General features: G+C 61.1%; 18 protein-coding genes and 2 tRNA genes. 5 read left to right on the forward strand and 15 right to left on the reverse strand.

Translation table 11 applies throughout. From position 1 onward, the window contains the following. Positions 1-21 precede the first annotated feature (21 nt). Together ABDK06_RS02005 and ABDK06_RS02010 are read left to right on the forward strand one after the other, a co-directional pair. A complete protein-coding gene (locus ABDK06_RS02005) occupies positions 22-1,218 on the forward strand; it encodes an aminotransferase class I/II-fold pyridoxal phosphate-dependent enzyme (protein WP_394938382.1) in 1,197 nt (398 codons plus the stop codon). 5 nt (positions 1,219-1,223) lie between these two features. Beyond that, positions 1,224-1,979, forward strand: coding sequence for a spermidine synthase (locus tag ABDK06_RS02010; RefSeq protein WP_394938384.1), 756 nt, complete (start codon positions 1,224-1,226; stop codon positions 1,977-1,979). A gap of 156 nt (positions 1,980-2,135) precedes the next feature. On the opposite strand, the gene rsmD is transcribed toward ABDK06_RS02010, so the two are convergent. The 4 genes from rsmD to ABDK06_RS02030 are packed head-to-tail and all read right to left on the reverse strand — an operon-like array spanning position 2,136 to position 7,075. Next, positions 2,136-2,726 carry a 16S rRNA (guanine(966)-N(2))-methyltransferase RsmD gene (rsmD, locus tag ABDK06_RS02015; protein ID WP_394938386.1) on the reverse strand — a complete coding sequence of 197 codons (591 nt, stop codon included), beginning with the start codon at positions 2,724-2,726 and terminating at the stop codon, positions 2,136-2,138. A 27-nt stretch (positions 2,727-2,753) separates the two neighbouring features. Beyond that, complete coding sequence (locus ABDK06_RS02020) at positions 2,754-5,015, reverse strand: ATP-dependent DNA helicase RecG (RefSeq protein WP_394938388.1); 2,262 nt, start codon at positions 5,013-5,015, stop codon at positions 2,754-2,756. Next, positions 5,002-5,982, reverse strand: a complete 981-nt coding sequence (locus ABDK06_RS02025) for a DAK2 domain-containing protein (RefSeq protein ID WP_394938390.1) — start codon at positions 5,980-5,982, stop codon at positions 5,002-5,004. The genes ABDK06_RS02020 and ABDK06_RS02025 overlap by 14 nt, the downstream gene beginning before the upstream one ends. Beyond that, a complete protein-coding gene (locus ABDK06_RS02030) occupies positions 5,972-7,075 on the reverse strand; it encodes a thiamine-phosphate kinase (RefSeq protein ID WP_394938392.1) in 1,104 nt (367 codons plus the stop codon). The genes ABDK06_RS02025 and ABDK06_RS02030 overlap by 11 nt, the downstream gene beginning before the upstream one ends. 96 nt (positions 7,076-7,171) lie before the next feature. Between ABDK06_RS02030 and ABDK06_RS02035 the strand changes: the two genes are divergently transcribed. Further along, complete coding sequence (locus ABDK06_RS02035) at positions 7,172-7,660, forward strand: DUF3515 family protein (protein WP_394938394.1); 489 nt, start codon at positions 7,172-7,174, stop codon at positions 7,658-7,660. Between the two features lie 180 nt (positions 7,661-7,840). On the opposite strand, the gene ABDK06_RS02040 is transcribed toward ABDK06_RS02035, so the two are convergent. From ABDK06_RS02040 to leuC, 6 genes are all read right to left on the reverse strand, one after another. Beyond that, positions 7,841-8,959, reverse strand: coding sequence for a D-alanine--D-alanine ligase family protein (locus ABDK06_RS02040; protein WP_394938396.1), 1,119 nt, complete (start codon positions 8,957-8,959; stop codon positions 7,841-7,843). Next, positions 8,956-9,978, reverse strand: a complete 1,023-nt coding sequence (locus ABDK06_RS02045) for an NAD(P)H-dependent glycerol-3-phosphate dehydrogenase (RefSeq protein WP_394938398.1) — start codon at positions 9,976-9,978, stop codon at positions 8,956-8,958. The genes ABDK06_RS02040 and ABDK06_RS02045 overlap by 4 nt, the downstream gene beginning before the upstream one ends. Further along, the gene (locus ABDK06_RS02050) at positions 9,975-10,739 is read right to left on the reverse strand and encodes a lysophospholipid acyltransferase family protein (RefSeq protein WP_394938400.1); all 765 of its coding nucleotides are present in this window, start codon (positions 10,737-10,739) and stop codon (positions 9,975-9,977) included. The genes ABDK06_RS02045 and ABDK06_RS02050 overlap by 4 nt, the downstream gene beginning before the upstream one ends. Further along, positions 10,736-12,073: a UDP-N-acetylglucosamine 1-carboxyvinyltransferase gene (gene murA, locus ABDK06_RS02055; RefSeq protein ID WP_394938402.1), complete on the reverse strand. Its 1,338-nt coding sequence runs from the start codon at positions 12,071-12,073 to the stop codon at positions 10,736-10,738. The genes ABDK06_RS02050 and murA overlap by 4 nt, the downstream gene beginning before the upstream one ends. Before the next feature lie 212 nt (positions 12,074-12,285). Continuing rightward, complete coding sequence (leuD, locus tag ABDK06_RS02060; protein ID WP_394938404.1) at positions 12,286-12,900, reverse strand: 3-isopropylmalate dehydratase small subunit; 615 nt, start codon at positions 12,898-12,900, stop codon at positions 12,286-12,288. Between the two features lie 32 nt (positions 12,901-12,932). Further along, positions 12,933-14,375: a 3-isopropylmalate dehydratase large subunit gene (gene leuC, locus ABDK06_RS02065; protein WP_394938406.1), complete on the reverse strand. Its 1,443-nt coding sequence runs from the start codon at positions 14,373-14,375 to the stop codon at positions 12,933-12,935. A 124-nt stretch (positions 14,376-14,499) separates the two neighbouring features. On the opposite strand from leuC, the gene ABDK06_RS02070 reads away from it, so the two are divergent. Then, positions 14,500-15,219: an IclR family transcriptional regulator gene (locus ABDK06_RS02070; RefSeq protein WP_394938408.1), complete on the forward strand. Its 720-nt coding sequence runs from the start codon at positions 14,500-14,502 to the stop codon at positions 15,217-15,219. Between the two features lie 14 nt (positions 15,220-15,233). Here the strand turns inward: ABDK06_RS02070 and ABDK06_RS02075 are convergent, their stop codons facing one another. Continuing rightward, positions 15,234-15,830 (reverse strand): dihydrofolate reductase family protein, encoded by a 597-nt coding sequence (locus ABDK06_RS02075; RefSeq protein WP_394938410.1) that lies wholly within the window; start codon positions 15,828-15,830, stop codon positions 15,234-15,236. 33 nt (positions 15,831-15,863) lie between these two features. Here ABDK06_RS02075 and ABDK06_RS02080 point away from each other — a divergent pair, with 33 nt between their 5' ends. Next, on the forward strand, positions 15,864-16,403 hold the full coding sequence (locus ABDK06_RS02080) for a DUF1697 domain-containing protein (RefSeq protein ID WP_394938412.1): 540 nt from the start codon (positions 15,864-15,866) through the stop codon (positions 16,401-16,403). 40 nt (positions 16,404-16,443) lie between these two features. On the opposite strand, the gene ABDK06_RS02085 is transcribed toward ABDK06_RS02080, so the two are convergent. From ABDK06_RS02085 to ABDK06_RS02100, 4 genes are all read right to left on the reverse strand, one after another. After that, a complete protein-coding gene (locus ABDK06_RS02085) occupies positions 16,444-16,860 on the reverse strand; it encodes a hypothetical protein (protein WP_394938414.1) in 417 nt (138 codons plus the stop codon). A gap of 52 nt (positions 16,861-16,912) precedes the next feature. After that, on the reverse strand, positions 16,913-17,476 hold the full coding sequence (locus ABDK06_RS02090) for a hypothetical protein (protein ID WP_394938416.1): 564 nt from the start codon (positions 17,474-17,476) through the stop codon (positions 16,913-16,915). A gap of 806 nt (positions 17,477-18,282) precedes the next feature. Next, a tRNA-Glu gene (locus tag ABDK06_RS02095) sits at positions 18,283-18,355 on the reverse strand. 28 nt (positions 18,356-18,383) lie between these two features. Further along, positions 18,384-18,455, reverse strand: a tRNA-Gln gene (locus ABDK06_RS02100). Positions 18,456-18,581 lie beyond the last annotated feature (126 nt).

Here is an 18,581-nt window from a genome sequence, read left to right on the forward strand (position 1 = left end):
CTGAGTGATTAGGCTGGTGGGATGAGCACACCGTGGCAGCGCACCGCTGAGGGCGCCAATCTGTTATCGGCGGACGGCGGCCTGGGTGTCACGATCTTCGAGGAGATCACGAACCTGGCCGGCAGCACCGGAGCAATCAACCTCGGACAGGGTTTTCCGGATCAGGACGGCCCAGAAGAGATCAAGGACCGAGTGCGGCAAGCCGTGCTCGATGGTGCGAATCAATACGCTCCGGGTAAGGGAATCGCCTCATTGCGTGAAGCGATCGCCCGGCATCAATCGCGTTTCTACGGATTGCAGGTCGACCCAGAGCAGGAAGTGCTGGTCACCACCGGCGCCACCGAGGCCATTGCGGCCAGCATCCTGGCCTTCGCTTCTCCGGATGATGAAGTGCTGACCTTCGAACCGTTCTACGATTCCTATGGTGCGATGATCCGGCTCTCCGGCGCACGGCACACCACCGTTGGGCTCTCAGCCCCTGGCTTCCAGCCAGATCTTGCAGAGCTCGAGGCCGCTTTCACGGCGCGTACCCGGATCGTGCTGCTCAATAATCCGCACAATCCTTCCGGCGCAGTCTTCAGCCAGCAAGTTCTTGAGAAGATCGTCGAGCTAGCGAACCGTCACGACGCGCTGATCATCTCGGATGAGGTCTATGAGCACCTCACCTTCGGCATCGCCCATCAGCCGATCGCTGCCCTGCCCGGAGCCGCCGAGCGAACCATCACCATCTCTTCAGCGGGTAAGACCTTTTCTTTCACCGGCTGGAAGATCGGCTGGGCCTCTGGACCTGCTGAATTGATCGCCGCGGTGCGCACCGTCAAACAATTCCTCAGCTATTCCTCGGGCACACCGTTTCAAGCAGCGATCGGCTGGGGACTGGACCAGGGGGATGACTTCTACCAGGGCATCGCCACAGCGCTACAAGAAAAGCGCGATGTGCTCGCCGCTGGACTGCAACAAGCGGGGTTCGCAGTTTACCTGCCGCAGGGCAGCTACTTCGTCAACGCCGACGCAGCTCCGCTCGGGGTTCACGACGCCGCAGCATTGGCCCGCCGCCTTCCGGAACTGATCGGGGTGGCCGCCATCCCGATCTCGGTGTTCTGCCATCCGGAGGGAGCAAAGCGACATCAAAGCCTGTTGCGCTTCGCCTTCTGCAAGCGCCTTCCGGTGCTGCACGAGGCTTCTGAGAGGCTTTCGACGCTCAGGGACTTACTCTGAAACGGATGCTCAAGGGGCTTGGTGCGCACGCCGAGATCCGTCCCGATGAATTCGTTCCCGGTTCCTTCGTGCTGAGCGTGGCCGGAGCCGATCAATCGCAGGTCAATCTCGAGGATCCGGGAAATATTTTTTACGAGTACTTGCGCCGGATGGCCACCGTGCTGGATCTCATCCGGCCCGCCGGAGAACCCCTCACGGTGCTGCACCTCGGTGCCGGCGCACTCACCCTGGCCCGCTATCTCGCGGTGCGGCGGCCAGGCTCGAAGCAACTCGCCGTTGAGCTGGAACGCGAGCTCCTGGATTTCGTCCTCGAGTATCTGCCGATGCCGGCTGGCAGCCGCTTGGAAACATTGATCGGAGACGCCAGGTGGGCGCTGCCGGAGCTGGCCGCTCAAGCCCCTTTCGACGCCGTCGTCTTGGATATTTTCTCCGGACCACAGGCTCCCGAGCACATTGCGACCGCGGAATTCTACGCCGAGGCCGCTGCCTTGCTCAGCCCATTCGGTGTGCTGCTGGTGAACGTGGGCGACGAACCTGGTCTCAGCTTGGTACGCAGCCAGTGCAGAGCCTTGCGCTCCGTGCTGCCGGCCACTCTGCTGACCGGGGAAAGCGGAATGTTCAGCGGACGCTACCCGGGTAATCTGATCCTGGCTGCCACTACCGGCACCAGCTGGCCAACCGAGATCAAGGAGCAGCTGCTGGCAGCCGGGCCGCACCCGTGCAAGGTGCTGGACGGCGTCGATCTCGATCAATTCAGCTGAAGCCGATCAGTGGTGTCCTAGCCGCTCAGACAGCGTGTGACCACTCTTTATGTTCTCGGGTCCTGGGATCTCAGGCCTCGGGTTCTCGGGTCCTGTACTACCGGGTCCTGGGCTATCGGGTCCTGGGCTTTTCCACTGGACGCCGCGAGATCGACTTCATTCGGCACCGTCGCTGGGTGCAACGCCTTCAACGGGTTCAGCGAACCACAGCTTGGTCTCGCCGTAACCGCGTTCTGAAAAGCGTTCAAGTTCCGCTGGCCAGGCAGGCTCCGGACTGCGCGAAGAACGCTCGACCACCACGACGGCGCCAGCAGCGAGCTGCGGGCTCAGCAAGGTGAGCACCGTACTCAATTCAGTTTCGCTCAGAGGGTACGGCGGATCCAGAAAGACCAGATCCCAGGGCCCAGCGGAACGTTGCAGCAGGGTTTCCACTTTGGCGCGGTGGACCGAGACGGCATCGTGCCTCAGCAGCTTATTGACCAGCTTGGCATTGCTCTGGCAGACCGCGGCAGCCTTAGCATCGCTCTCAACCAGTTCAACCCTCTGCGCTCCCCGGCTGGCGCTTTCGATTCCGAGCGACCCCGAACCGGCGTAGAGATCCAGCACTCGGGCGTCCTGCAGAACCTCCATCGCTTCGAGCCGGGAGAACAGCGCTTCCTTGACCCGGTCGGTGGTCGGCCTGGTACCGGAACCGGGTACTGAAGCGAGATGATGCCCGCCGGCGATCCCCGCGATGATCCTGCTCATTGAGTTCTCCGATCAGACGGGACACCTTTAGCCGCGCTCAAGAAAGGCCTCCTTCTCCGGATTCAGTGAGATGTCTATCGCAGCCGCCAACTCGGGATGCTCCCTCAGCTCCGGATCCCGGAGCACAATCGCCGAAGCATCGGCCCGGGCCCGCTCGATGATCTCCTCGTGCTCGACCACCCGGAGCAGCCGGAGCGTCGAACGCCCTCCCGACTGACTGGCCCCCAGAATATCGCCTTCCCGGCGTAGTTTGAGGTCCTCTTGAGATAGCGCGAATCCATCGGTCGTCGCAGCGACCGCATCCAGTCTGCGCCGAGAGGGATGCTCGGGCTCCAATTCGGTGACTAAGAGGGCGGTCCCCGGCAGTCCGCCTCGACCCACCCGGCCGCGCAATTGGTGAAGCTGCGAGATGCCGAAGCGATCGGCGTCCAGGATCACCATCAGCGTCGCATTGGGCACATCGACACCCACTTCGATCACCGTGGTGGAGACCAGGAGCTGAATCTCCCCTTCCGCGAAGTCACGCATGATCGACGCCTTCTCAGCGGGGTCGAGCTTTCCGTGCAGCGCCTCGATTCGGCATCCCGCGAGCAGAGGCTCGCGACGCAGCTGGTCCAGCACCTCAACCACGGAGCTGAGTTCTCGCGGGTCCTGCCCGGCTTCGGCCTGACCTTGATCGAGCAGCAACGGTTCGTCTCCGCTGGGAGCCTCAACTCCCTCGGCTTCGCCGATCCGCGAGCACACCACGTAGACCTGGTGCCCGGCGTCGATCTCCTCTCGACTGCGCTGCCAGATCCGCTGCGCCCAGCCGGGGTTCTCCGCGAGTCCTACAACATGACTGGAGATCGGGGCGCGCCCAGCGGGTAGCTCCCTGAGCACCGAGGTCTCCAGATCTCCGAAGACGGTCATCGCCACCGTCCGGGGAATCGGGGTCGCCGTCATCACCAGCAGGTGCGGCGGCTGTGCCGCCTTGAGCCGTAAGGCATCTCGCTGTTCCACCCCGAAACGGTGCTGTTCGTCCACCACTATCAGGCCCAGGTCGAAAAACTGCACCTGATCCGAGAGCAGCGCGTGGGTGCCGATGACGATGCCAGCCTCCCCTGAAGCGGCAGCGAGTAAGGCCTGTTTCTTGGCGGCCGTGTTCATGGTGCCGGTGAGCAACGCTACTTGGGTGCCCCCCTCGTAGCCACCGAGCATGCCGCCTTCGGCGAGCGGGCCCAAGGTGCGCCGGATCGATTGATAGTGCTGGGCGGCGAGCACTTCAGTGGGTGCGAGAAGGGCGGCCTGCCCACCGGAATCGATGACCTGCAACATAGCGCGCAAAGCCACCAGGGTCTTGCCTGAGCCCACCTCACCCTGCAAGAGCCTGTGCATCGGCCCGTGCCCCGGCCCACTTTGCTCTGGCCCACTTTGCCCCGGCCCACCCTGAGCCGCCAGCTCACGGGAGATCTCCGCTCCGACGGTGAGTTGCCCGGCGGTAAGGGTGAATGGCAGCTCAGCGTCGAAAGCAGTCAGTAAACCATCCGGACGACCCGGACGGGCTACCGCGTATTGCGCCATGGTTTGAGCTCTGCGACGTGCCAACGCGGTTTGCAAGACCAGGGCTTCCTGGTAGCGGAATCGGGCTTGCGCGAGCTTCCACTGGCCGGGGTCTGCGGGACGGTGGATCATCCGATAGGAATCATCCAGGGCACCAAAACGCTCCCTGCGCACGATTTCTGCGGGAAGCGGGTCGCTTAGTTCGCCGAGATCAACCGCGTCGAGCAAAGCGGAAACGGCGTTGCCGATCTTCCAGCTGGGCAGCTTCGCGGTTGCGGGGTAGACCGGAATAGGTGCCAAGGCGATTTGCTCATCGCTGCCGTCGTGGTCGAGCAGCACATAATCCGGGTTGGTCAGGGTGAGAGATCTGTTGAAGAAGCCCACCTTGCCGGAGAACATCGCCCGCACACCCGGACGTAATTCCTTCTCCGCTCGCCAGCCGTTGAAAAAACTGATTTTCAGTGAACCCGCTCCGCCCGCAGTGTCATCGGTGATCATCACGTCCGTGATGCTCCCCTTACGCTGCCGCATCCGGCGACTGCTAACACTGAGCACTCTAGCGATCAAGGTGACTTCTTCGTCGAAAGGCAGCCCGCTGATCGGCGTCAGCTCTCCCCGGTTGAGGTAGCGCCGCGGAAAGTAATTGAGCAATTCGGCAACAGTGCTCAGACCGAGATGCTTTTCAATGGTGCTCGCAGAAGCCTTTCCCAGCAGTCGCTCCAGCGGCAGTGTTCCCTCAGTCGTCCGCATGATCGTGAGTCGCTGCGCGAAGTTCTGAGACCGTTACATTGCTCGGCTCACCTAGTGCACGGATAGCGGTCAGCGTCGCCTCGGGCTCCGCAGCGTGCACATGGACCCTCCAGCGGTAGGTCTCTTGCGCTTCTGACTCCACCATGGGGCTCATGATCACGGAGTTACCCAATTCGTCGAGCTTCATCCGCAGGCTCGCGGCGTCCAGAGGGGAGAGGCTGATCGTGCACATCACCTCGACCCCTTCCACCACGGGCATTGATTCATGGATGTGCGTCTTGTGCACGTCGTAACCCGCCAAGCCGTCGAGCAGGTCTTTCTGTAACTCCTGATGCAGGATCACCGCGCGCAGGCTGTCCAGAATGAGCAGCAGGCCGACGCCGCCCGCGTCCACTACCTGAGCGCGCTCCAGTTCGCTGAGCTGATGTTCGGTTTTCACCACGCCGGCGAGGGCAGCCTCCACCGCGGCGTCCAAGGCGATGGAGAGGGCACGATTGCTGTCGTCGCCGCTCAATGCGTCATCGGCAGTGGCCGCACCCTCGGCAGCGACCTCGAGGACCGAGAGCATGGTGCCTTGAATCGGGTCACTTAGAGCTGACCAAGCACGGATCTGGGCCCGTCGAAGCGCCGCGGCGAGCAAGGGCGCGTTCAGCCGAACCGCACCGTGCAGCGGCTCGGCCATCGCGGCGAGAAAGACGGCCAGCAAAGTGCCGGAGTTACCCCTGGCTTCTTCCATCGCGGCCTGGGAAGCAGCGCTCAACAACACTCCGATATCGGAGCTGTCGTTCTCCTGGGCAGCGCGGTTGGCGGCGCGTATCGTCAAATAGAGGTTCGTCCCGGTGTCCCCGTCCGCCACCGGAAAAATATTGATCGCGTTGAGTCGATCACTGTGATTGCCCAGGGTCTCTTCACACCTGGCCAGCCAGCGCCGGATCGCTCCGGCATTGGCTGCGATCTTAATCTGCAAAATGATCCCATCCGACGGTATCGCTGCGTTGACCGCCCACCGTGACCCAAAGCTCGGGCTCGGCTGATGCGGTGTCTGCTTTCGAGCGTACCGAGCCTATCGTAGTGAATCCAGGCGGTAGGGGGATGTCGCCCGGAAATGTGCATAACAATCCGTGATCTTCTCCTCCACTGAGCACCCAATCCCTCGCCTCGCAGCCCAGCAATTGTGCCGCAGAACTCAGCGGTTCGATGAAAGCCCGAAGTGCAAGAGGGTCCAGATCGATTAGCACACCACTCGCCTGAGCGAGCCGACCGGCGTCCCGAACCAGGCCATCGGAGATATCCAGCATGGCGGTCGCCCCGGCACGCGCCGCGAGCGGACCGAGGGAAAGCGGTGGCCTAGGGCAGCGGAAAGAGTTTACTAAGGCGAGCTGATCAGCGTTCAGCGACGACATCGGGTGCTCGCTCTCCAGCAACGCCCAGCCTGCCGCGGCTCGACCCAGCACTCCGCCGACAGCCAACTGGTTCCCCGCTGCACCACCGCTGCGTCGTAGCGGGCTCCGACCTTCCAGATCCCCCAGGACTGCGACGGTGATCACCAGTTCCCGGCCCGCGGAGAGATCGCCTCCGGCTACCGCGCAACGATCCGCGCCCAGCTCCCTGATCGCCTCGCTCAGCCCGCGAGCAAGATCCTTCACCCACTCCACCGAGGTCTGCGGCGGCATCGTGAGACTCACCACCAGCCCGCTGGGCACCGCCCCCATCGCATTGATATCGCTGAGGTTCTGCGCTGCAGCCTTCCAGCCCACGTCGAATCCCGTGGAGGAGTAGCCATTGTTCCAGGCCAAGCGAAAATCCTGGTCTTGGACCTGAGTGTCGATGGAGATGACGGTCCTGCCATCCGGCGCGGCGATAATCGCGGCATCGTCCCCCGGCCCTAGTAGCAAAGATGAGGAACCGCTCAGCAGCGGAAAGATCTCAGCGAGCAGTTCCGCCTCGCTCAGTTGGCCGACTGTCTTGGCTCGATCCGCATGGCGTGGCTCGTCGAAGGTCTCCGGCTGATCGGCTGCGCCTGGCACTGCCGCCGATAGATCACTTGTGTTTTCAGCCATCTAACAACGGTAACCCTTCTCGCCGACAGTACTGAGCAGCCTCGCCTGTGGAGTCGACCGGCTGATGCTCCGGCGATCTCGGCTAAGCTGAAAAGCATGCGTCGCCGTCTGCTCCCCTTTGCTGCCTTTGCGATTCTGGGTGTGCTGCTGACTTCCTGTACCCCGGCGGTGGAGGTGGCACCGGCCAAGGATTCCGCCGATCCGTCCTGTGCACCGATGATGATTGCGCTGCCCGATACCCTGGCGGATGCGCCGCTCAGAGAAACCAGCTCACAGGGCACAGCGGCCTGGGGCAATCCCTCAGTGGTGGTCTTGCGTTGCGGGGTGACACCTCCGCCCAGAACCACCGCCGATTCCTGCCTCGGCGTGAACGGCATCGACTGGCTAGTGAAGCAGAAGGACGATGTCTTCACTCTGACCACCTATGGCCGGATTCCGGCCACCGAAATACTGTTCAGTCAGAAGAACGTCGCTTCCAGCACGATCCTGCCTCAGCTAGCCGCCGCAATGGCCAAGATTCCGCAGAGCTACAAATGCGTAGGCCCCGGGGACGTCGCCTCTTCAGCAAGCCCCTCAGCCAAGTAGGGTACGACGCCGGAAGGCTGCGTCGGCGAGCACCTCGCCGAATAAGTGAGGGGCGGTAGCCGAAAGTAGGCCCCACTGAATCAACGATTCACTGGGCAGGAACGTCTTACCCCACCAAAACCCGCATTCAGTGGGGAGGACTCCCCCAACCGAGCCTGCGAGGTTAGGGGCAAGACCGCGTCAGCGCAGCCCGATCTTCCGTTGCAGAGCCAACTGAATGAGTTCCTCGACAAGCTCCTGATAGCTCAGTCCGCTAGCAGCCCACATCTGCGGATACATCGAATGCGGAGTGAATCCAGGCATGGTATTGATCTCATTGATCACGATCTCGCCGTCCGGGGTGTAGAAGAAATCGACCCGGGAAAGCCCCTCAGCCCCAATCGCCTCAAAGGCTCGGGCCGCGGCGGCACGAATCTGCTCGGTAATGTGCTCAGGCAAATCGGCAGGACAGTTCAGTTCGGTACCGGAATCCTCCACGTACTTAGCCTGGAAATCGTAGAAATCGTGTTCTCCCGAGGTCGCTATCTCACCGGGGAAGGATGTGCGGGGCAAGCTGCCGTCCCGCGCCTCGAGCACAGCGCATTCGATCTCCCGTCCCAGCACAGCGGCTTCGATCAGCACCTTGGGGTCGTGTTGACGCGCCAGTTCAATGGCCGCCTCAAGTTCTTGAGGTCCGTTCACCTTGCTGATTCCCATGGACGAACCGGCCCGAGCGGGCTTGACGAAAACCGGCCAGCCCAAGGCTTCAACCCGCCGTAGTGCCTCGGCCCGGTCATGCTGCCAATCGCGTTCGCGAATCACCTGATAAGGGTGCACGGTGAGTCCGGCCGAGGCGAAGATGATCTTCATGAACTCCTTGTCCATGCCCACGGCCGAGGCCAGTACACCGGCCCCCACGTAGCGAATGTCCGCGAGCTCGAGCAGGCCCTGGATGGTGCCGTCTTCTCCGAAGGGGCCGTGCAGCAAGGGAAAAACCATATCGACTTCGCCGAGCAGCTGAGGGATCTGGCCGGGTTCGCTGGTGAGCAGCTCGGTCCCGGTGGACGACGGCGAAAGTGTGACGGCTTGGGCCCTGGAATCCACCTCAGGCAGCTTGCCCGCTTCGATCTTCCAGTGCTTGGCCTCCTCGCCGGGCAGCACCCAGCGGCCTTCTTTGCTGATGCCGATCGGCACCACATCGTACTTCTCCGAGTCAATCGCGCCCATCACTCCCACCGCTGTCACGCAGCTCACGGCGTGCTCGCTGGAACGACCGCCGAAGAGCAAGGCGATTCGCGGTCTATGCGCTTTATCGGTCACGCAGACTCTCCTTCTGATTTGAGTTCACGGGCCAATAGCAACGGGCCGAGCCCGTCGACGCTGAGTTTTCCATCGAGCACCGCGACCACCGCGGCGGTGATCGGCATCTCGACGCCGAGTTTGCTGGCCAAGTCGTGGACAGCTCGTCCCGATTTAATGCCTTCGGCAGTCTGCGTCATCTGTGAGTTCACCTCCGCCAGGCTCAGACCCTGTCCAAGCAATCGGCCGGCTCCATGGTTGCGGCTCAGCGGCGAGGAGCAGGTGGCCACCAGATCGCCCAGCCCGGCCAGCCCGGCCATGGTGTCTGATTCTCCGCCGAGAGCCAGGGCCAGCCGGGTGGTTTCCGCCAGCCCACGAGTGATCACTGAGGCCTTGGTGTTATCGCCCATTTCCTTGCCCTCGCAGATTCCCACTGCGAGCGCTATCACGTTCTTCACGATGCCGCCGATCTCCACCCCGATCACATCAGTATTGGTGTAGGGCCGGAAATACTGCGGGGTGCAGAGCGAAGCCACCCAGCTCGCAACGGCTTGGTCGGTGCAGGCGACCACTGAGGCAGTGGGCTCGCAGCGGGCGATCTCCATCGCGAGGTTGGGGCCTGAGACCACCGCGATACGGTCCGCGGGGATCGCTAGCTCCTGGGCGATCACTTCGCTCATCCTGGCGTCGGTGCCGAGTTCCAGCCCCTTCATCAGAGAGACCACGACGGCGTCCTCGGCCAGGTGCTCTCGCCAGAGTGCCAGCTGCGGCCGCAGCGACTGCGCCGGAACGGCCAGCACCACCAGGGTGGCCTCGTGGAGCACCTCTGCCACGCTGTCGCTGGCCACGATGTTTCCGGGCAATTCAATTCCCGGAAGGTAGCTCGAGTTGCGGTGCTCGGTGTTGATCTCGGTGACAACCTCGGTGCGCCGTCCCCATAGCCTGATGGTGAGTCCAGGGTTGGCATCGGCGAGGATCTTGGCGAAGGTGGTTCCCCAGCTGCCCGCGCCTAAGACCGCTAGCCGCGCTTCGCGCTTCATCGCTGCTCTCCGGCGTCCTTATCGATCTGTCGGCCTCGTGCTGTCTGGTTGTGCTGGCTAGGATCCCAGCGTTCGGTGGGAGGGGTTTCGCCGCGTAGTCCAGCGAGCAGGCTGGTGATGTCGTCCAGGATTTTCTCCGTTGCTGCGTCAAGTAGGAATTTGTCGATCGGCCGGTCTCGAAATTCATCCAGATCAACCGGATCCCCAATGACCATGCGGACTTTCTTCCGAGGAAAGATCTTTACCATTTTGGCATACCGGGGAAAGACCTCCTGCGCACCCCAGTGCGCTACCGGGATCACCGGGGCACCGGTTTGCAGGGCGAGCCGAGCGGCTCCGGTGTGCCCTTTCATGGGCCACAGTTCGGGATCCCTGGTCAGGGTGCCCTCGGGGTAGATCACAATCGCGCCGTTGTTCTCAAAGACTTTCTGGGCCACTTCAAGGGAACGGCGCGCGGTGGGCCCTGCCCGATCGACGGGGATCTGCAGGGAGCCGGCCAGCACCTTGCCCACCACGGGAATCTTGAACAGCGAGGCCTTGGCCAGGAAGTGCGGCGGGTGGCCGTTGCTGTAGAGCATCTGCCCCACCAGAATGGGGTCGATCTCCGTGCAGTGGTTGGGGCAGACGATGAACCCGGAGTCCTTGGGCAGTTTTTCCAGGTTCCGCCATTCCTTGCCCATCATGAGGTTCATCGCCGGGCGCAGCGTATCGGCCAGGATATGGAACATCACCCGCATCCCGAGAGGTTGCGCTTCTTTCATCGCGAGGCTCCCGAGCTCACGCTCAGATCGACGTCGGCGCCCAGTACGGCAAGTTTGTCGGTGAACCGCTCGTATCCGCGGTTGATCACATCGATGCCGGTGACTCGTGAGGTACCGGTGGCGGCGAGCGCCGCGATCAAATGGCTGAACCCACCCCGCAGATCCGGTACATCAATGTCGGTGCCGCGTAGCGGCGCAGGCCCTGAAATCACCGCTGAATGCCGGAAGTTGCGCTGCCCGAACCGGCAGGGGGTGCTGCCCAGGCATTCGCGGTGCACCTGAATATTCGCGCCCATCCGGTTCAGCGCCTTGGTGAAGCCGAACCGGTTCTCGTAGACCGTCTCGTGTACGATCGAGACGCCGTCGGCTTGGCTGAGCGCAACCACCAGGGGCTGCTGCCAATCCGTCATGAAGCCGGGGTGCACGTCGGTTTCCAGCACGAGCGGGCTCAGTTTGCCGCCCGGATGGTAGAAGCGAATGCCGTCTTCCTCGATATCCATTCCACCGCCGATCTTGCGGAAAGTGTTGATGAAGGTCATCATGTCGCGTTGCGCAGCCCCTTGCACATAGATATCGCCACGGGTGACCAGCGCGGCCGATGCCCAGGAGGCTGCTTCATTGCGGTCGGGCAGTGCCCGGTGCACGTAGCCGCCGAGACTCTTGACGCCTTCAATGCGGATGGTCCGTTCGGATTGCACATTGATGATCGCACCCATTTTCTGCAGCACCGCGATCAGGTCGATGATCTCGGGCTCCACTGCGGCGCCGATCAGTTCGGTAATCCCTTCGGCCCGGCAGGCGGAGAGCAAAACCTGCTCGGTAGCTCCCACGCTGGGGTAAGGAAGCGAGATCTTCGCGCCGTGCAAGCCCCTGGGCGCTGAGATGTGGATGCCACCGGGGCGTTTCTCCACCACGGCGCCGAACTGTCGGAGCACATTGAGATGGAAGTCGATCGGGCGATCACCGATTTTGCAGCCGCCCAGGTCGGGGATGAAAGCCTCACCGATCGCATGAATCAGCGGGCCGCAGAGCAGAATGGGAATTCGGGAGTCCCCCGCGTGAGCGTCAATCTCGCTGCTCAGCGCGGTGGTGGCGAATTGCGGGTCGAGGGTGAGATCTCCGCTGGCAGGGTCTTTGAGTACCGAGACCCCGTGAAGCTGAAGCAAGGAGGTGACTACTTCGACGTCCTTGATCTCAGGGACATTCCGCAGCACCGAGGGAGCATCACCCAGGAGCGCCGCCACCATGGCTTTGGGAACCAAGTTCTTGGCTCCTCGCACCGAGATCCGTCCGGATAAGGGCACGCCGCCACGAACCGTCAATACGCTGCTCATTACACCAACTTACTCGCTGAAAGCACTATGTCCAGATTTTCTGTACCCAGCACTCAAGCATAGTTTCTCGACCGAGCTAAACGGGGAAATCGGCGGTTCCGCAGCGTGTTCGGCGGGCTTTCCGCCGGCCGGGCCGTCTGCTGCCTCTCCCCTTTGCCGTTCTTGCGTCAGGGTTATTTAGACGGTGTGATCTGGACAGCGCTCTTTGGACTCTATTTCAGGGCGGATTCCACTCGAACCGGCAGGGTCGTCGGTTTGAAGGCCGGGCGAGCCGCTTCGTACTCTGAAATATCTTGTTCGTGCACCATGGTCAACGCTATATCGTCCAGTCCCTCGAGCAGCCGCCAGCGGATGTAGTCGTCAATGCTGAATCTTGCGACCACGGAGCCGCAGCTGACCGTGCGGCTCAGCAGGTCCACGGTGACCTCGGTTCCCGGTGCGTTTTCCAGCACCTTCCAGATCAGTTCGATATCCGCCTGGTCCACTTGCGCGGTCAACAGTCCCTGTTTTCCGGAGTTCCCTCGGAAGATATCTCCGAAGCGGGAGGAGAGCACGGCTTTGAAACCGTAGTCGCGCAAAGCCCAGACCGCGTGTTCCCGGGAGGAGCCGGTGCCGAAGTCCGGCCCGGCCACCAGCACTGAACCGTGTTTGAAGGGCTCGCGGTTGAGGATGAAATCCTCGTTCTTCCGCCAGGAGGCGAAAAGCGCGTCATCAAAGCCGGTCTTGGTAATCCGCTTGAGGTACACGGCGGGAATGATTTGATCGGTGTCGACGTCGGACTCGCGCAGCGGGACGCCAATGCCGGTGTGAGTGCTGAACTTTTCCATCTGTTTTCCTTAAAGTTTGATTCAGCGCTTGGCTAGGCGTTGCTCAGGGCGGGCGAGGACGCGATGAGATCTGAAGGTGAGCTCAAGGTGCCGCGCACCGCTGTTGCCGCAGCCACCACTGGCGAGACCAGGTGCGTCCGGCCGCCTTTGCCCTGCCTGCCCTCGAAATTGCGGTTCGAGGTGGAGGCGCAGCGCTCCCCCGGCTTGAGCTGATCGGGGTTCATTCCCAAGCACATCGAGCAGCCGGCAAAGCGCCATTCGGCACCGAAGTCCTTGAAGATCTTGTCCAGTCCTTCGGCTTCCGCTTCCAGCCGCACTCGGGCCGAACCCGGTACCACCAGCATCCTGATATCCGGGTCTTTCTGCCGCCCTTGGATCACCTGCGCAGCAGCTCGTAGATCTTCGATCCGGGAGTTCGTGCACGAGCCCAGGAACACCGTGTCAACCCGGATGTCCTTCATCGCGGTGCCGGCCTCCAGGCCCATATAGCTCAGCGCCCGTTCGCAGGCCGCTTTGGCGTTCTCATCGCCGAAATCCTCCGGAGCCGGGACCCTGTCGTTGAGCGATACGCCTTGCCCCGGGTTGGTCCCCCAGGTGACGAAAGGCTCCAGGGTGTTCGCGTCCAGGTCGACTTCGACGTCGAAAACGGCGTCGTCGTCAGTGTGCAGTGACTTCCAGTATTCGACAGCGGCGTCCCAATCCGTGCCCTGCGGGGCGTGCGGGCGGTCCTTGAGGTATTCGAAAGTGGTCTCATCGGGGGCGATCATGCCGGCCCGGGCACCCGCCTCGATCGACATATTGCAGATCGTCATCCTGGCGTCCATGGACAGGCTGCGAATCGCCGAACCGCGGTACTCCAGCACATACCCCTGGCCGCCTCCGGTGCCGATTTTGGCGATCACCGCGAGGATGATGTCCTTCGAGCTGACCCCTGGGCGGAGCGTGCCTTCCACGTTGATGGCCATCGTCTTGAAGGGTTTCAGCGGTAGCGTCTGGGTGGCCATCACGTGCTCCACCTCGGAGGTGCCGATGCCGAAGGCGAGCGCTCCGAAAGCACCGTGGGTGGACGTGTGTGAATCGCCGCAAACCACCGTCATTCCGGGCTGAGTCAGCCCCAGCTGGGGGCCGACGATGTGCACGATGCCCTGTTCGGCGTCACCGAGCGAGTGCAGTCTGACGCCGAATTCCTGGCAGTTCTTGCGCAGCGTCTCGATCTGGATCCGGCTGGTCGGGTCGGCGATCGGTTTATCGATGTCCAGGGTCGGGGTGTTGTGGTCCTCGGTAGCGATGGTCAGATCAACCCGGCGCAATTGCCGCCCGGCGAGTCGCAGGCCCTCAAAGGCCTGCGGAGAGGTGACTTCATGCAGCAGATGCAGATCGATGAACAGCAGATCCGGTTCGTTGTCCTGACCTTTGCGCACCAAATGATCTGCCCAGACCTTCTCGGCCAAAGTCTTGGGGATACTACTGCTCACGATCGGCTCCTGTGCTGAATACTGTCCGTGCTTCTTACCTGCTGCTATCTACTCTGACAGCGGTGTTTGAGGGATGCCAGCGATTCGATGTGCATCTCAAATAATGAGACGCTAATATCACTCTATGGACAATTCTAGTGGCGTCGGCGTGATCGACAAGGCTGCTCAGGTACTCGATGCCTTGGAAGCAGGGCCCACCACCCTCGCGCAATTAGTGACTGCCACCGGCCTGGCTCGGCCCACCGTTCACCGGCTGGCACAGGCCCTAGTGCATCACCGCTTGGTCAGCAGGGATATCCACGGACGCTTTGTACTCGGCGGCCGACTCGTGGAGCTCGCCTCGGCCGCGGGCGAGGACCGGCTGATCGCCTCGGCCGGGCCGGTCTTGATCCAGCTGCGGGATGCTACCGGCGAATCAGCGCAGATCTTCCGCAGACAGGGTGACTGGCGGGTCTGCGTGGCTTCGGCGGAGCGTCCGATCGGCCTGCGGGACACCATTCCGGTCGGCACGAAACTCAGTATGAAAGCCGGATCCGCGGCACAGGTACTGCTCGCCTGGGAAGACCACGAACGGCTCTTGGAAGGGTTGCAGAACGCCCGCTTCACCCCGACAGTGCTGGCCGGCGTACGACGTCGTGGCTGGGCTCAGAGCCTGGGCGAACGGGAGATGGGCGTCGCCTCGGTCTCCGCTCCGGTGCGCGGGCCTTCCGGCCGGGTGATCGCCGCCGTCTCCATTTCCGGACCGATCGAACGGCTCACCAGGCAGCCCGGCCGTTTGCACGCTGAGGTGGTCGGCGCCGCGGCTCGCACGCTGAGCGAATCACTCAAGAAGAGCAATGAATAACGCGCTTCAGCTGTCTACTTGACGACTCGGTAGCGTTGGTGGCTGACCAGGTGGTTGCCGGTGACCGCGAGGAGTTCGAGTTGCAGACCGGTCAGACCGTCGAGAAGCCGTTCACCGGCACCGAGCACAGCGGGGGTTTGGTGCAGCCGCAGTTCGTCGATCAGTCCCGCGGCTAGGTATTGCCGCACGGTCTGCGCGCCCCCTCCGATGGCCACATCGCCGTCACCTGCCGCCTGGAGCGCCCGGTTCAGTGCGGACTCGATGCCGTCGGTCACGAAGGTGAAACTCGTGCCGCCTTCCATCGTCAGAGATTCCCGGGGGTAATGAGTCAGCACGAAAACAGGTGCGTGGTACGGCGGTTCAGCACCCCACCAGCCTTCCCAGTTACCGGTCCATTTACCCCGAATCGGGCCGAACATATTCCGCCCCATCACGTAGGCTTTGGCGGCTTGCATTCCCGCAAGGGCGTCGGCGTTCTGCTCGGGTTCGTCGAACATCCAGTTGTGGAGTCTATTGTCGACGCCCTCACCCATCGGCTTGTCCAGGCTCTGCTGCGGACCCGCGACGAAACCGTCCAAGGAGATTGCCAAATCAGCGGTGACTATACCCATGGGCTTAGCCTAATCCCGAAGTAGGCTCTTGGCATGGAAACTTTCGCCGTGCTGTTACGGGGCATCAATGTGGGTGGCATCAATATTAAAATGGCCGAGTTGAAGGAATGCTTGGCCAGCCTGCCGGTGAAACAGGTCAAGACGCTTTTGGCGAGCGGGAACGTGGTGCTCAACAGCGAGCTCTCGCTGGCCGAGTTGAAGAGCCGCATCGAATCCGCATTGGCCGAGCGATTCAACTATCAGGCTTGGGTGGTGATTCTGACCGCGCAGCGCGTCACCGAACTGGTCGAGGCCTGCCCCTACCCCGCGGACTCAGCGGAGCAGCACAGCTACGTCACCCTGGCCTCCGATGCCGAGGCGCTCAGCCGGCTGGTGGAGGAGGCGAAGCAGTTCGAGGGTGAGATGACTTTGCTGGGCCCGGAGGCGCTGGCTTGGCTGGCACCGGTGGGCGGGACCTTGGATGCCCCGATGAGCAAGCTCACGGCGCGGGCGGTTTATAAGTCGACGACGACCACCCGGAACCTGCGGACGCTGATCAAACTCAAGGAAGCCTGCGCGCAGTTGAGGGGCTGAGCTGTTAAAGCCACCATCGACGGTTCATCAAAACTGGATCTCAGCGACTCGTACTTGTATGCGACTCCACTTCAGTGATGGTGTCGATTTTCCACGACCCGTCATGGACAAGCTGAACTTTTGAAGTTCGCGTGTCATTTTTCAGCTTTTCACGAGGCTTCCCATCGACAGTGAACGTTATGGCGTCATCGTTAGCCGTGAGCTGCACGACGGCGCTCTTCCCATTCACGCTCAACGCCTGGATATTAGTAATTTCTAGATCACCATGCACCTGAACGCCCGTCCCTCCGTACCATTCAGCATCCGCGAGGACTTTCTGAAGCGCGTTATCCGTCAGAAGGGACTTCAGATTCTCCGGCAATGGCTTTGGAAAGCCTTCCTGACTCCACTTCATATAGCTGGAATAGCCTTCTTGGGTAGCCTTTAGTACGGCTGCTTCCTGATCGTTAGAGCTCATACACCCCACCAATAACAACGTCGCTACAAATAAGCACGGGACGAGCTTCAGCTTAGCCGCACGCAATGTTCGTTTCCGCAGAATAGACCTTATTCGGTAAGTCAGCGATACCAATCACATCCACGTCAGTCCAGGCACGAAACCTTCCTTGTCCGGTTCCCTGACACACATACTGAGCAGTTACACGGTTATTCGAACCGCTAGGCATACCGTTGGTGGACTGCAAGGTACCTTTCCCTTGTGTTCCCACCGCGAAGAAGTTATTCAGGAACCCCTGCCTATCTATCTGTGTCGTCACCACAGCAGCGTCGGACTGGCAATCACCCTTATTCCATGCACCGTGAGCCTGAACAGCCCGCACAGAGGCAGTTGAAGAAATGTGCGGGAGATCAACTTTCTGCAACGCAGTACAAATCCAGGCGTCCTCAGGCGTGCCGCCAGATTCTGCTGAGGATGTTTTGATGTGCTTCTCGCCCACGGTGACGGTATCGTCGCCTCCAATAGGTTTAGCTGTTGCGCTAGCAGGCGCAAAGCTTGCGAGCAGCCCAACTGCGACAACGCCAATAGCCAAATTCCTCGTCAGTCTTTTCGCTGCTCCTTGGGACAGGATTTTCATACTCACTCCATCTTCTCGTAGTTCTGAAATACCAAATTCCTTCGTGTCGAAGCCTCAACAAGATCAGTCCAACCTGGAAGAATCCTGATGATCCGATAACGGAAAGATCCCAGTACCTGTGAGTCGCATGATCAACGAGTTCGGTGAAAGCTACAGAAGGCGGGAAAATAAGTAAGGTAAATAGGCGATGAGAAGCAGTTTGGTTGGTAAGTTGATGTCCGCCAAAAAGGGTCAAAAATTCTTTGCAGAGAGCGATATCAACAAGGGGATGCAATTATTGCAACCGACTAAGACGAGGCGGTTCGCAACCTTCTCAGGCGCGTCCACAGGTGCTCCCCTCCGGTAACTTACGCTCTAGCCAAGGACGAAAATCTGCACCTGTTTAGCGCCAAAGCAACCACCGCCCTCAAAACAAAGGCTCACGAGCTTGCCCCGGGGAGCATCATTGAGGTGCTTTACAAAGCTTCACTGCAAAAAGACCACAAAAGCACCTTCCGCATAAGACTGACTAAGCACACCTCAGTTGAAAGTGAGGGGTGCTTCTTATATTTGAGTTGTTTTGACTTGGATGAGCTATCATTCGTCGGATACTTGGCCTTCGAGAGCATCCCCGCAGCGACGTAGTCAAAGTCTTCAGACTGGATTGTTTCGTTTCGGTCGGCCAGATGAGAGGCAACCCGCCAAGAAGAGACCTCAGTGACAAGCCCTTGATCACTTGTTTTTGGTGCGTAAATGCTGCCTTGCAATGAATGCAGACATAAAAAAGACTTCCTCCCTGCGTTTCCGCAGGGAGGAAGTCTTTCATGTGACCCCAACGGGATTTGAACCCGTGTTACCGCCGTGAGAGGGCGACGTACTAGGCCGCTATACGATGGGGCCGTACTGCTTTCAGCAACAGCTGTCAGCGCTGGGATACCAGGACTCGAACCTAGAATGACGGTACCAGAAACCGTTGTGTTGCCAATTACACCATATCCCAATGGCTCTTGCCTGGCACGTTCAGTTCATCCGAAGACTCTCCGAACGGCTCAAGCGCCGGGATATAACTTTACCCGAGAATCCCTTATCGGCCAAACCGGGATCGGAGCAGACTCTATAGGCTCGC

Origin of the sequence: Psychromicrobium ferritrahens (assembly GCF_043789415.1) — a bacterium.
Taxonomy (GTDB): domain Bacteria; phylum Actinomycetota; class Actinomycetes; order Actinomycetales; family Micrococcaceae; genus Renibacterium.

What these genes read in the sequence shown, in the direction of transcription:
- leuD (WP_394938404.1), bottom strand. Translation starts at nt 12,900, where the DNA reads ATGGAAAAGTTCAGCACTCACACCGGCATTGGCGTCCCGCTGCGCGAG.
- ABDK06_RS02070 (WP_394938408.1), top strand. Translation starts at nt 14,500, where the DNA reads ATGGACAATTCTAGTGGCGTCGGCGTGATCGACAAGGCTGCTCAGGTA.
- ABDK06_RS02035 (WP_394938394.1), top strand. Translation starts at nt 7,172, where the DNA reads ATGCGTCGCCGTCTGCTCCCCTTTGCTGCCTTTGCGATTCTGGGTGTG.
- ABDK06_RS02075 (WP_394938410.1), bottom strand. Translation starts at nt 15,830, where the DNA reads ATGGGTATAGTCACCGCTGATTTGGCAATCTCCTTGGACGGTTTCGTC.
- rsmD (WP_394938386.1), bottom strand. Translation starts at nt 2,726, where the DNA reads ATGAGCAGGATCATCGCGGGGATCGCCGGCGGGCATCATCTCGCTTCA.
- ABDK06_RS02090 (WP_394938416.1), bottom strand. Translation starts at nt 17,476, where the DNA reads ATGAAAATCCTGTCCCAAGGAGCAGCGAAAAGACTGACGAGGAATTTG.
- ABDK06_RS02030 (WP_394938392.1), bottom strand. Translation starts at nt 7,075, where the DNA reads ATGGCTGAAAACACAAGTGATCTATCGGCGGCAGTGCCAGGCGCAGCC.
- ABDK06_RS02080 (WP_394938412.1), top strand. Translation starts at nt 15,864, where the DNA reads ATGGAAACTTTCGCCGTGCTGTTACGGGGCATCAATGTGGGTGGCATC.
- ABDK06_RS02050 (WP_394938400.1), bottom strand. Translation starts at nt 10,739, where the DNA reads ATGAAAGAAGCGCAACCTCTCGGGATGCGGGTGATGTTCCATATCCTG.
- ABDK06_RS02020 (WP_394938388.1), bottom strand. Translation starts at nt 5,015, where the DNA reads ATGCGGACGACTGAGGGAACACTGCCGCTGGAGCGACTGCTGGGAAAG.
- ABDK06_RS02010 (WP_394938384.1), top strand. Translation starts at nt 1,224, where the DNA reads ATGCTCAAGGGGCTTGGTGCGCACGCCGAGATCCGTCCCGATGAATTC.
- murA (WP_394938402.1), bottom strand. Translation starts at nt 12,073, where the DNA reads ATGAGCAGCGTATTGACGGTTCGTGGCGGCGTGCCCTTATCCGGACGG.
- ABDK06_RS02005 (WP_394938382.1), top strand. Translation starts at nt 22, where the DNA reads ATGAGCACACCGTGGCAGCGCACCGCTGAGGGCGCCAATCTGTTATCG.
- ABDK06_RS02045 (WP_394938398.1), bottom strand. Translation starts at nt 9,978, where the DNA reads ATGAAGCGCGAAGCGCGGCTAGCGGTCTTAGGCGCGGGCAGCTGGGGA.
- ABDK06_RS02085 (WP_394938414.1), bottom strand. Translation starts at nt 16,860, where the DNA reads ATGAGCTCTAACGATCAGGAAGCAGCCGTACTAAAGGCTACCCAAGAA.